Source organism: Streptomyces sp. NPDC031121 (assembly GCF_055570615.1).
Window position 1 is genome coordinate 92,138 of sequence record NZ_JBVIGV010000002.1, and the last position, 11,300, is coordinate 103,437.

Genomic DNA, 11,300 nt, shown 5'->3' on the forward strand with positions numbered 1-11,300 from the left:
TCAGGCCGCGTACTCGGTCAGGTCGATGGCGTACACCTGGAGGGCGTGGCCCTGCTCCGGGTGCGTGATCTCCCGCTCCGCGGCCATGCCCAGCTTCTCGGCCACGTTCGCCGAGGCGTGGTCGCCGACCCGTACGACGGCGACGACCCGGTCGACGCCCCGGTCCTGGAGGGCGAACTCGAGGGCGGCCTGCGCCGCCTCGGAGGCGTAGCCCTGGCCCCAGAACTGGCGGCCCAGCCGCCAGCGGATCTCCACGTCGGACGGCAGGCCCGGCAGGTCGTCGGACACCACGGACAGCCCGACCGCGCCGATCAGCTCCCCGGAGCCGAGCAGCTCCACCGCGAACTGCCCGAAGCCCTCGTCGTCCCACTCCTCCTCCCAGTGCTCGATCTCCCCGGCGGTGGTGTCCGGGTCGAGGGGCGAGCCGTCGCCGGTCCAGCGCATCACCGCCGGATCGGCGTTGATCTCCGACAGGGGGACGACGTCGTCGTCGCTCCAGCGGCGCAGGAGGAGGCGGGGGGTGCGGATCTCGGTCATGCCCCCATCCTGCCGAAGCGGGGCTGGGCGCGGAAATCGGGGTGGGCGCTGCCGGGGCCGGGTGGCGGCTGAGCCTTCCCCCACACGGCGGACCGGTGGTCCGCAACCGCCGCCGGAGCCGCGATCGCCGCGGCCGGAACCCTAGGATGCGGGTCACCCCGGGGGCGTACCTGCGAGAGGCGGTAGTGATGGGCGGTCTGCGTGAGCTGCTGGAGCCGTACGTCGACCGGGGGGAGCTGCCGGGGGCGGTGGGCCTGGTGTCGCGGGACGGGCGGCTGGAGGTGGAGGCGGTCGGCTCCTCCGACGCGGAAGGCAGCGCGCCGGTGGTCCGCGACTCCCTCTTCCGGATCGCGTCGCTGACCAAGCCCGTCACCGCGGCGGCCGTGCTGATGCTCGTCGAGGACGGCCGGCTGGCCCTGGACGACCTCGTCGCGCCGTGGCTGCCGGAGCTGGCCTCGCCGGTCGTGGTGCGCACACCGTCGGGCCCGGTCCGGGAGGTCGCCCCCGCCGACCGGCAGATCACCGTCTTCGACCTGATGACCTCCCGCGCCGGCATCGGCTTCTCCCCCGCCGGGACCGACCTGCCCGCGGTGCGGCCGCTCGTCACCGAGCTGGGGCAGGGCCCGCCGCAGCCGCAGCAGGTGCCCGCCCCCGACGCCTGGATGGCGGCGCTGTCCCGGATCCCGCTGCTGCACCAGCCGGGCGAGGCCTGGCTGTACAACACCTCGTACGACATCCTGGGCGTCCTCGTCGCGCGGGTCTCGGGCACTCCGCTGCCCCGGTTCCTGGAGGAACGCGTCTTCGAGCCCCTCGGCATGGCCGACACCGGGTTCTCGGTGCCCGCCTCCGACCTGGGCCGCTTCACGTCGCTGTACCGGCAGGGCGCCGACGGGCTCGAACTCGTCGACGCCCCGCACGGGCAGTGGAGCAGCGACCCCGCGTTCCCGTCGGGGGCAGGGGGGCTCGTGTCGACCGCGGACGACTGGCACGCGTTCGCCCGCATGCTGCTCGCCGGCGGCGCCCTCGACGGCGGTCGGGGCCGGCTGCTGCAACCGGAGTCGGTGCAGCGGATGACGACGGACTGGCTGACGCCGAGCCAGAGGGCGGACGCCGAGCCCTTCCTGGAGGGGCAGGGGTGGGGGTTCGGGGGCTCGGTGGACGTCCGGCCCCGCAACCCGTGGAACGTCCCCGGCCGCTACGGCTGGGTCGGCGGCACCGGGACGACGGCCCATGTGACGCCGTCCCGGGGCTCCGCGGCGATCCTCCTCACCCAGGTCCGCCTCACCGGCCCCGCCGCGCCGGAGGTGCTGCGGGCGTTCTGGGGGTACGCGGCGGGGGCGGATCGGGCCTGAGGGCGGCAGGGGGCCGGCCGCTGTCGGCTACAGGCGGACCTTCCACGTGAGCGTCGCGCGCAGCGACGCCGCCGTCTTCGGGTCCCGGACCGCCGGGGTGCGGTCCTCGACGGTGACCGACAGCCGGTGCGTGCGCAGGTCGAGAAGCCACAGCTCGGCGACCGCCACGTCGGTGCGCCCGGCGAACCGCTTCAGCTCGCGGCCGTCGAGGTACCAGCGGACGTCGAGCTGCCGCCCGTCCGCTCCGGTCAGGCGGGGGACGGACACCTTGGCCCGCTGCGGAAGGCGCAGCAGCCGGTCGGTCGGGGTGAGGGCGCTGACGGGCCTCGCATGCTGGTAGAAGCCGCCGATCATCGCCTCCGTGCCGGGCAGGTTGAACGGCTTGCCGAGGACCCGCATCAGCGAGTTGTCGGTGGGCCGGAACAGGCCGGTCGCGTAGTAGCCGCCGCCCTCGTACGCGCCGACGGTGCCGCCGTCCGGGGAGGGCTCGCCCAGCCAGCGGTGCCACTTGGCGCCGGCTTCGGCCATCCGGTCGGCGGTGAGGGTGGAGGTGTTGGAGTCGGCGGGCTCGGGGCCCTCGTACTTCTCGTAGCCGGGCGTGTCCGGGTAGAAGTACTCGTCGGCGAGCTTGCCGAGGGAGTGGCCGGTCTCGTGGATGGCGACCTGGCCGGACTTGGCGTTGCCCGCCGAGGCCGTGGAGATGCCCTCGTAGCCGAGGGTGGCGCTGCGCTCGTTGTAGCCGGCGCCGCCGTACTTGGCGCTGTTGGCGAGGACGATGACGAGGTCGGCGTCGGGGGCCTTCTCGACGTACGAGTCCACCTTCTCCTCGTCGATGCAGAGCAGGCGCTCGATGCCCTCGCACCAGAAGTAGGAGCCGAGCGCGGTGTCGCGGACGGTGTCCCGGTCCGGGTCGCCGGTGACGCCGGAGTCGTGGGAGACGGCGTCGACGGTCCACACGTTGAAGAGGTTGCGGTAGGTGGCGTACGGCTCGACCGCCGTGATCTCCGCCCACTTGGCCTGTGTGTCGCTGTGGAAGCGGTCGAGTTCGGCGGCGGTGTAGCCGTCGCCGATGACGACGACGTCGAGGCGGTCGGCGGTGGAGCCGTTGTCGACGGCCTTCGTGACCTTGCCGTCGGCGGCCCGGGCGGCGTCCGAGAGGCGGGCCCCGCTCGCGGCCCGGCCCGGCGAGACCACCCGGATGTGGCCAGAGCCGGCGACCGTCCCGTCCTCCGGGCCGGGGACCTCCACGTGGGGGGCGCCGTCGGCGGGATGCGGCGCGGCTGTCGCGCCTACGGGGCCGGCGGCCAGCAGCAGTGCGGTGGCACCGGCTGCGGCGGCCGCGGCGCGCAGCGCCCTGCGGGCGGCTCTGTTCATGACGTCATCCCCCGGGTCGGAAGGCGAGGCTGTTAAGTGAAGGCGTAAACGAGTTGAACCGGCTGCTTAAATTAGGGGGTGCGCAGGGCGTGCGCAATGGCTCGTCTCCCTTGAATACTTGGGGAGTTGGAACTACGAGGGAGTTGGCATGGACGAACCGGCCGCGATCGGCCGACGGGTTGCCCGGCTGCGCGCCGAACGCGGCTTCACCCAGCGGGCGCTGGCCGAACCCTCGTACACGCCGGCGTACATCTCGACGCTGGAGGCGGGGAAGGTGCGGCCCTCCGAGGCGGCGCTGCGCTTCCTCGCCGGGCGGCTCGGCACCACGTACGAGGAGCTGTCCACGGGGCGCCCCCCGCACCTGGCGACCGAGCTGCGGCTCCGCCTCACCGACGCGCAGCGGACGCTCGCCACCGGCGACGCCTCCGAGGCGGCCGGCCTCTACCGGCAGGTGCTCGACGACGCCGAACGGCTGGGCCTGGACCCGGAGCGTGCGGAGGCGCTCCTCGGCCTCGGCGAATGCGCCCTGCAGGCGGGGGACCTCGCGGCGGCGACGGCCCGCTTCGAGGCGGCGGAGCAGCTCCTCGCCGACGAGCCGCCGCCGCGGAAGGCGCGCGCGGTGCGCGGGCGGGCCGTCGCCCACCTGCTCGCCGGGGAGCTGCGCTACGCGTGCTACCTGCTGGAGACGGCGATCGACGAACTCAACGCGGGCGGGCTCGCCGACCCGGAGGCGCTGGTGCTGCTCTACACCGCGGTCATCAGCCCGTACGTCGACATGGGCGCGCACGCGCGCGCCGTGCACGCCGCCGAGACAGCCCTGGCGCTCGCCCCGCAGGTCCACGACCCGGCGCTGGTCGCGGGGATGCACCGGCAGGTGGCGCGCACCTTCCTGGCGTCCGGCCGGGTCGGCGAAGCGGACGCCTCACTGGCCAAGGCCCAGTCCGTCTACCGCCAGTTGCAGCTGCGGACGGACCTCGCGCACTGCCACTGGATGCGCGGGTACGTGCACTCCCAGAACGGGGACCTGGCCTCCGCGGAAGCGGAGCTGCGCACCGCGCGGGACATGCTGGCGGCCCGGCGGGCCGCGCTGTACACGGCGCAGGTGGAGGTGGAGTTGGCGGACGTCCTGCGCCGGCTCGGCCGCGGCCGGGAGGCGGCCGAACTGCTGTCGGGGCTGCTCGATCTGGGCGACAGCCACGGGGCGGTGCACGCGGCAGGGGCACACCGGCTGCTCGGCCTGATGGCCGAGGAGCGCGGCGACACCGAAGCCGCCGAGCGGCACTATGTGCAGGCCCTCGCCCTGCTGGAGCGCAGCGGCGCCGGCGGCGACCTCGCCGACCTGTGCCGCCTCCTGGGCGACCTCTTCCGCCGCACGGGCCGCACGGAAGCCGCCCTGGACGCCTACCGCACGGGCCTCGGCCACCGGGCGGCCCCGGGCACGACCACGCTGGGGCCGGCTCCGGCGGGGGTGCCGGGGGTGGCGGGCGGCGGAAGCCCGCGGTCGGAGGTGGGCGGACCACCGTCGTGACGGCGGCAGGCGCGGGCGAGCGGGCGTGCCGCGCCCCGCTCCTCCGTCGCCTCTTCGACGCCGAGCCGCCGGCCCCGCCGAAACACCCCTACGCATCCCCCGGCGTTTCCTCGTCGCTGGCCTTGCGGGCGCGGGCGCCCGACCGTGTGCGGGACGCCGTTTGGGCGCGTTGCGGGTGGCGGCGCACGTATTCGTGTTCCAGTTCGTTCATGCGCTGCGTGTGGGTGACCAGGGCGTCGTCCGACCCGTGCAGCAGGGTTTCGTGGCGGGTGCGGTGGATCGCCTCCAGTTCCTTCAGGAGCCTGCCCTCCTCCAGGTCTCGCGCCGACGGGCCGCCGTCGTGTGCCGCCATGGCCGTACCACCTCCTGAATCGGCCGGTTCTTCCATCATCGCCCGTGGTGCCGCATCCGGCTGGATGGGAGCGCTACTGCCCGCGTGCGGCTCTCGCCCGGCAGGTGCGGGCGACCTCGTCGGCGAAGAGGCGGGCCGGCGGGGAGAGGGCGGACCAGCGGCGGACCGCCCAGCCGACCGGCAGGGGCGGCAGGCCGGGGACGGGTACGAGGCGCAGCGGTCCGTCCGTGCCGGGGACCCGCCAGCCGGGCAGGGCGGGTACGACGGCGTGGCCCAGGCCCAGCTCGGCGAGGAGCAGGGCCGTGTCCCAGTCGGCGACGCTGGTGTCCGAGCGGATCGTGATGCCGGCCCGGGCCAGGGCGGTGTCGAGGTGGGCGCGGGAGGTGGAGTTCTCCGGCAGCCGGATGTGGCGGATGCCCGCGAGGTCGGCGGGGGTGAGGGCGGGGCGGGCGGCGAGGGGGTCGTCGGCGCATACGGCGAGCACCCACGGCAGCTCCATCACCGGGCGCTGCTCGGCGCCGCGGACCGGCTCGCCGATCGTGATCCAGGCGAGGTCGAGGTCGTCGGCGGCGAGGGCGTCGAAGCAGCTGCGGCTGGAGTTCGCGGTCTGGAACTCCAGGCTGATGTGCGGGTGGCGGCTCCGGAACCCGACGACCGCTTCCGACATGAAGTGGCGGACGGTCGTGGCGCCGGTGGTGATGCGGACCGAGCCGGCGTCCCCGCGGACGAGGTCGTCCAGGCGGCGCAGGGCGCCGTCGAGGCCGGCGATGCCGTCGGCGGCGGCCGCCAGGAGGATGCGGCCGGCGTCGGTGGGGGCGACGCCGCGGGCGTGGCGCTCCAGGAGGCTGGTGCCGGTCTCCCGCTCCAGGCGGCGCACGTGCTGGCTGACGGCGGACTGGGTGCGGTCGAGGTCGCGGGCGACGGCGCTGAGGCTTCCGGCGCGGCACACGGCGACGAAGACGCGGAGGTCGTCGAGGGTCATGCGGGGAGAGTAGCGGCTCCTCTTAGTTCGGGCTTGGGGGTGGGAAGGAATGCGGAGGATTGACTTGGGTCTGGGCGGGCGAGCAAGATCCTCGTGGGGGGTTCAAGGGCGGCAACCCTGCCTCTGCGTCCGCGATGCAGGGGCGGGTGCCGACCCGTGGGGGACGGGAGCGGGGGGACGGGAGTCGGGGATGGGTGATCTGCGGGAGGAGCGGGCGCCGGCCCTGTTGCGCGGGCTCGGCGCGGAGCGGGTCGCGCATCCCGGCGGGACGCTGCCGGCGCACCTGGGGCGGGTCCGCGATCTGCTCGGTGCGTGGGGGGCGCGGCCGGAGCTGCGGCTCGCGGGCCTGTGCCATGCGGTGTACGGGACGGACGGCTTCCCGGCGGCGCTGCTGCCGCTCGGGCGGCGGGCCGAGGTGGCCGAAGCCGTGGGCGCGGAGGCGGAGCACCTTGCATACGTGTACGCGAGCTGCGACCGGGCGGTGTCGTATCCGGGGCTCGGGACGGAGGGCGTCTTCCGGGACCGGTTCACCGGGGAGATTCGCCGGCCGGGAGGGCGGGAGGTGCGGGATTTCGCCGAGCTGACCGCCGCGAGCGAGCTGGACCCGGCGCGGACCGACCCGGTGTTCCGGGAGGCGTGGGGCGGGGAGCCGGCGGTGCTGTTCCGGCGGTGGGAGGGGCTGTTGAGCGAGCCGGCCCGGCGGGAGTGCCGGGCCGTGCTCGGCGGTTGAGCCGCGTCAGCGGGCGGCGGGCGGGGCGGGGCGGCCGGTGAGGGTGATCTCCGCGGCGCTCGTCCACGGGCCGCGGCCGCCGGCTTCGGTCAGGGCCTTCAGCCGTACGTAGCGTCCCGTCGGGGCCGGGAGGGGCGCGGTGTGGGCTGCGGGGGTGTCGGGGAAGGTGCCGGTAGCGACCGGCGGGCCCCAGTTCGCGGGGTCGTCGGAGACGTACAGCTCGTAGCGGCCGATGCGGCCGTTGGCGCCGCCGTCCTGGCGGGGCAGGCAGCCCAGGCCGTCCACGGTGTGGCGGGCGCCGAGGTCGACGGCGATCTCGTGCGGGAGCGCGGCGGGGGCGGAGCCGGACCAGGCGGTGTGCCACATGGTGGCCGGGTCGCCGTCGAACGCGTTGGCGGCGGCGCCGTTCTCGGCGGCGGTCTCCTGGCTGTCCGCGGACAGCAGGCGCCAGTCGGCCTGCGGGAGCGGCGCGGAGGCCGCGGGGACCGGTTCGGCGTCCGGGACGGACGTGCCGGTCGCGGTGACGGTGAACGCGCCCGCCTTCCGGCCGGCCTTCATCCAAAGGATGCCGCCGCGGTCGGCGGGGTCGTGGAACCAGCCCGTCGCGGCGGCGTCGTAGGCGGCCTTGGAGGTGTGGCGGGCCAGCGGGGTGCCGTCGAGGTCAACCCGGGCGGGCGCGGACGGCACGTGGAGGGCGAACTCGTAGCCCCGGGCGGCCGGTTTGCCCGTGTAGCTGCCGGTCGGGGCGCCGACGGAGACGGTGACGTTGCCCGCGCCGGAGGCGGGGGCGGAGACGTCGACGCGCTGGCGGGCGTAGGCGCCGGACTGATGGGCGCGGGTCAGGCCGTCGTCCTCGTACAGGCTGAACGACGACGCTCCGCGGGGGTGGATGTCGTAGGTGAGCACGGAGACGGGCTTCTCGCCCGTGTGGTTCATCTGCGGCCACATCGGCACGATCGCGCCGCCCTTGACGAACAGCGGGAGGGTGTCGAGCGGTGCCGGCCGGCCGTTCAGCCAGCCGGGGCCGGCATACGTCTTCCCCGTCCAGTAGTCCGTCCAGGTCCCGGCGGGCAGATAGATCCCGTCGCGGACGGCGGTGTCGGAGACGACGGGCGCGACGAGGAAGGAGTCGCCGGCCATGAACTGGCCGCTGGTGAGGTTGCCGCGGGCGACGGGGTCGCCGGGGTATTCGAGGACCATCGCGCGGGTGGCGGGGACGCCGGTCTCGTGGGCGGTGCGGCTCATCGTGTAGTGGTACGGCATCAGCCGCATCTTCAGTTGCAGGTAGCGGCGGTTGATCGACCGGTACGGCTCCTCGAACCGCCAGGGCTGCTTGTCCCGGTAGCCGGGCTCCGGGTGGGTGGCGCCCCAGCCCGACATGGTCATGAAGGCGGGGGTGAAGGACTTCCACTGGAGGTCGCGCACGTATGTCTGCGGGCTCCCGCCGAAGATGCCGTCGATATCGCCCGCGGCGTAGTTGAGGGCGGACAGGCCGGCTCCGGCGATCGCGGGGACGTGCCAGCGCATGTCGTCCCAGGTGCCGTGGGTGTCGCCGGTCCAGACGACGGCGTTGCGCTGGGTGCCGGCCCAGCCGTCGACCGTCCACACGAAGCGGCGGGCGTCGGAGTTGTTCTCGATGCCGTCGACGGCCTGCTGGACGCCCGCGAACGCGTTCTTGTAGCCGCCGCCGATCCACGCCACGTCCGTCTTGACCGCGCGGGAGCCGGCGGCGACCTCCTCCGCGATCCGGGACAGCCCCGTCGACGTCCACAGGCCGGTGCGGAAGCCCTTCGCGGCCAGCGCGTCGACCGTCGCCTTCAGGGGCTCGGTGTAGGCGCATCCGTAGCCGTCGTTGGGGAGGAACCAGCCGGAGGGCATGTCGGCGGCGCGGGCGTCGGCCGCGTAGCCGGCCACGTCGGGAGTCGTCTGGTGGCGCGGGCGGCCGTGGTCGCCCTGGTAGTCGGGGTTGGAGGCGTTGAAGCAGTCGGCGTTGCCGAGCTCCAGGCCCCAGATCGGGGCGAGGAACGGTTTCCCGCTGACGTCCGTGTAGCCGTCGAGGACCGCCTTGAGCGAGTCCCCGGTGAAGTACCAGGCGTCGAAGCGCTTCTCGTCGTGCGCGAGGGCCGAGGGCGCGTGGAAGCCGTACGAGCCGGGGGCCCAGGTGTTGCGCATGGCGCCGTAGCCGTTGGTCGACATGTAGAACGGGGCCGGGCTCGCGTTGTCGTTCTCCCGCCACCGGTTGTCGACGGCCACCGGGACGGTCTTGCCGCGCAGCGCCCACTCGCCGAGGCGCAGCCCCGTGCCGTAGAACTGCTCGTCGGCGCCGCGGGAGAGGTACTGGGTGGTGCGGGTCCCCGTCCAGGAGGTGGGGCGGCTCTCCTCCCAGACGAGGGTGCGGTTGTCGGCCCGGTAGACGGAGAACTTCAGCGGCGACTTGTTGACGCGGATGTTCAGGGCGGGCGTGGTGATGCGGTAGTGGCCGCCCGCGTCGGTGACGGCGGCCTGGACGGGGCCGAAGTCGGTGGTCCGGGCCAGGTCCGAGCCGGCCGGGTCGTCGGTGAAGCGGCCGTCGGGCGAGAGCCAGAGGCGGAAGATGTCGGCGCGGGCCACGACCACCCGGGCCTTCGCGCCGCTGGAGGAGGTCACGGTGAAGGTGTTGCCGGAGCGGGTGATGCCGGTGGCGTGGCCGGCCGTGGCGGGGGCCGGGGCGGGGGCCGGGGCGGCGGCTGCGGCGGCGGCCTGGCCGGCGACCGGTCCGGCGCCGGCGAGGCCCGCCGCGGCGAGGAGTCCGGCGAGCAGCGCGGCCCGGGGGCTGCGCCGTCGCCTGCGCGGAGTGGTGCGGACGCTGATCACTGTCATCGGGCAGCTCCTCGTGCGGTCCGTACGACGGACACACCGATGTGGCATGCACCTGGCAACATAGCGGCCGAGTGAGATCACTTGAAGGAAGATGCTCGAAGTTGCCAGCATCCACGCAGCTTTGTGCATGCACGCTGCCGAATCCCGCCGGTCACGCGAACGCGTGAACCACCTCGATGCGCCCCACGATGTGCGCGTTGAACTCCTCCAGCTCCTCGGCCGGGACCCACAGCTCCAGAATGGTGCGGCCGCCGGCCTGGCGGACGGGGTACCGGCTCAGGAAGGCGGAGTCGACCTCGAAGCGGGTCACGAAGCCGGCGCCGGAGTGCGGCACGTTCCAGTCGCGGGCGATCCGCACCGCGTACTCCTCGTTGAGCACGGGGTAGAAGATCGGCTGGTCCGGCAGCCGGGGCGGCCAGCCGCGCCAGTCGAGCGCGCGGACCAGCTCCAGCTCCTCGGGGCCGGTGGGGCGCCAGAGGGTCGTGGTGGCCTGCCGCTCGGTCATGGAGCCGCTCTTTCCGTACGGGGCGGCCGCCCCGTGGCGGCCTGCCGGGATCCCGGACGCTACCGCCGCCGCACCCCCGCTGACCAAGCGTTTTCCGGACGCGGCGGCGCGAGGGCCGCGGCCGGGGCGGCGTACAGCGGGGCCGCGTGGGCGGGGACTTCGCGGGCCGCCCAGTCCCGCACGACTGCGAGGAAGGCGCGCAGCCGGTGCTCGACGCCGTCGAGCAGGCGGTGCAGATCGGGCAGGAGCAGCTCGATGACGGCGCTCGCCGCGGAATCGGTGTCGGCGGTGAGGCGGACGGTGTGGCCGACGAGGCGGGCTTCCGGGGTCGGGGAGTGGCCGAACCAGCCGGAGCAGGAGTCGGAACCGGCGGCGAACTCCCGCCAGGCTCCCCATTCCTGGAGGCCGTGGCAGCAGCTCGGGTCGACCACTGCGCCGGTCGCGGTGTCGGTGATCCGGACCCCTCCGGCGAGGTGGAGGTCCTCGCCGGAGGCGAGCAGGCGCCGGAGGAACGCTCCGGCCGGGTCCCGGTCCGGGGCCGGGGCCGCTCCCGTTCCGGCGGGGGGTTCCTCACCGGCTTCGGAGGCCTCCGCACGGGCCTCGGCCAGGCAGGCCACCACGGCGCCGACCTCCGCGGGCGCCAGGTCCGCGCCGAGCGGCAGGAGGACGTACGGCTCCTCGGGGAAGGCGGCGGGCCAGAGGGAGAAGGCGTCGAGGCGGTGGAGTTCCAGGACGGGCTGGCGGTGATCACCGCACCGGTCTGCGGCACGCCGGCCGCCGCCGGGCGGCGTCAGGGGCGGCGCGGTGCCGGCGGCCGGGGCGGCGTGACGGCCAGGACGGGCGCGGCCGGTGAAGTGTGCCGGTGGCCGCACGGTTCGAAGGCGAGCACCACGGGGCGGCCGGGCTGCTGCCGCCAGGAGATGCGTTCCGGCAGGTGTGCGCACACGGGGCAGCCCGGCAGCGGGCCCGGCTCGGTCCCGCCCTCCGGGGCGCGCTCCGGGGCGCGCTCCGGGACCGCCGCGAGCGGCGGCACGGGGTGCGGATCGGGCATGGCGGCTCCTGGTCCCGGCGGACGTCGTGC

General features: G+C 74.9%; 10 protein-coding genes. 3 read left to right on the forward strand and 7 right to left on the reverse strand.

Annotation, left to right across the window (positions count from 1 at the left end; genetic code table 11):
* On the reverse strand, positions 1 to 537 hold the full coding sequence (locus tag ACZ462_RS03790) for a GNAT family N-acetyltransferase (protein ID WP_467805089.1): 537 nt from the start codon (positions 535 to 537) through the stop codon (positions 1 to 3).
* A gap of 188 nt (positions 538 to 725) precedes the next feature.
* Between ACZ462_RS03790 and ACZ462_RS03795 the strand changes: the two genes are divergently transcribed.
* A complete protein-coding gene (locus ACZ462_RS03795) occupies positions 726 to 1,889 on the forward strand; it encodes a serine hydrolase domain-containing protein (RefSeq protein WP_467805088.1) in 1,164 nt (387 codons plus the stop codon).
* A gap of 27 nt (positions 1,890 to 1,916) precedes the next feature.
* Here the strand turns inward: ACZ462_RS03795 and ACZ462_RS03800 are convergent, their stop codons facing one another.
* Complete coding sequence (locus ACZ462_RS03800; RefSeq protein WP_467805087.1) at positions 1,917 to 3,263, reverse strand: M64 family metallopeptidase; 1,347 nt, start codon at positions 3,261 to 3,263, stop codon at positions 1,917 to 1,919.
* 148 nt (positions 3,264 to 3,411) lie between these two features.
* Here ACZ462_RS03800 and ACZ462_RS03805 point away from each other — a divergent pair, with 148 nt between their 5' ends.
* Positions 3,412 to 4,791, forward strand: coding sequence for a tetratricopeptide repeat protein (locus tag ACZ462_RS03805; RefSeq protein WP_467805086.1), 1,380 nt, complete (start codon positions 3,412 to 3,414; stop codon positions 4,789 to 4,791).
* Positions 4,792 to 4,879: 88 nt separating this feature from the next.
* Here the strand turns inward: ACZ462_RS03805 and ACZ462_RS03810 are convergent, their stop codons facing one another.
* Both ACZ462_RS03810 and ACZ462_RS03815 read right to left on the reverse strand, forming a co-directional pair.
* The gene (locus tag ACZ462_RS03810; RefSeq protein WP_467805085.1) at positions 4,880 to 5,143 is read right to left on the reverse strand and encodes a DUF6158 family protein; all 264 of its coding nucleotides are present in this window, start codon (positions 5,141 to 5,143) and stop codon (positions 4,880 to 4,882) included.
* A 73-nt stretch (positions 5,144 to 5,216) separates the two neighbouring features.
* Positions 5,217 to 6,125, reverse strand: coding sequence for a LysR family transcriptional regulator (locus ACZ462_RS03815; RefSeq protein ID WP_467805084.1), 909 nt, complete (start codon positions 6,123 to 6,125; stop codon positions 5,217 to 5,219).
* 190 nt (positions 6,126 to 6,315) lie between these two features.
* On the opposite strand from ACZ462_RS03815, the gene ACZ462_RS03820 reads away from it, so the two are divergent.
* Positions 6,316 to 6,855 carry a DUF6817 domain-containing protein gene (locus tag ACZ462_RS03820; RefSeq protein ID WP_467805083.1) on the forward strand — a complete coding sequence of 180 codons (540 nt, stop codon included), beginning with the start codon at positions 6,316 to 6,318 and terminating at the stop codon, positions 6,853 to 6,855.
* 6 nt (positions 6,856 to 6,861) lie between these two features.
* On the opposite strand, the gene ACZ462_RS03825 is transcribed toward ACZ462_RS03820, so the two are convergent.
* The 3 genes from ACZ462_RS03825 to ACZ462_RS03835 all read right to left on the reverse strand — a co-directional run bounded on the left by ACZ462_RS03825 (position 6,862) and on the right by ACZ462_RS03835 (position 11,091).
* Positions 6,862 to 9,714: a TIM-barrel domain-containing protein gene (locus ACZ462_RS03825; RefSeq protein WP_467805082.1), complete on the reverse strand. Its 2,853-nt coding sequence runs from the start codon at positions 9,712 to 9,714 to the stop codon at positions 6,862 to 6,864.
* A 151-nt stretch (positions 9,715 to 9,865) separates the two neighbouring features.
* On the reverse strand, positions 9,866 to 10,219 hold the full coding sequence (locus tag ACZ462_RS03830; RefSeq protein ID WP_467805081.1) for a hypothetical protein: 354 nt from the start codon (positions 10,217 to 10,219) through the stop codon (positions 9,866 to 9,868).
* Positions 10,220 to 10,278: 59 nt separating this feature from the next.
* Positions 10,279 to 11,091, reverse strand: coding sequence for a hypothetical protein (locus ACZ462_RS03835; protein WP_467805080.1), 813 nt, complete (start codon positions 11,089 to 11,091; stop codon positions 10,279 to 10,281).
* Positions 11,092 to 11,300 lie beyond the last annotated feature (209 nt).

Excerpts from the sequence above, each read along its gene's own strand:
- ACZ462_RS03790 (WP_467805089.1), bottom strand. The coding sequence starts at position 537 with ATGACCGAGATCCGCACCCCCCGCCTCCTCCTGCGCCGCTGGAGCGAC.
- ACZ462_RS03795 (WP_467805088.1), top strand. The coding sequence starts at position 726 with ATGGGCGGTCTGCGTGAGCTGCTGGAGCCGTACGTCGACCGGGGGGAG.
- ACZ462_RS03800 (WP_467805087.1), bottom strand. The coding sequence starts at position 3,263 with ATGAACAGAGCCGCCCGCAGGGCGCTGCGCGCCGCGGCCGCCGCAGCC.
- ACZ462_RS03805 (WP_467805086.1), top strand. The coding sequence starts at position 3,412 with ATGGACGAACCGGCCGCGATCGGCCGACGGGTTGCCCGGCTGCGCGCC.
- ACZ462_RS03810 (WP_467805085.1), bottom strand. The coding sequence starts at position 5,143 with ATGGCGGCACACGACGGCGGCCCGTCGGCGCGAGACCTGGAGGAGGGC.
- ACZ462_RS03815 (WP_467805084.1), bottom strand. The coding sequence starts at position 6,125 with ATGACCCTCGACGACCTCCGCGTCTTCGTCGCCGTGTGCCGCGCCGGA.
- ACZ462_RS03820 (WP_467805083.1), top strand. The coding sequence starts at position 6,316 with ATGGGTGATCTGCGGGAGGAGCGGGCGCCGGCCCTGTTGCGCGGGCTC.
- ACZ462_RS03825 (WP_467805082.1), bottom strand. The coding sequence starts at position 9,714 with ATGACAGTGATCAGCGTCCGCACCACTCCGCGCAGGCGACGGCGCAGC.
- ACZ462_RS03830 (WP_467805081.1), bottom strand. The coding sequence starts at position 10,219 with ATGACCGAGCGGCAGGCCACCACGACCCTCTGGCGCCCCACCGGCCCC.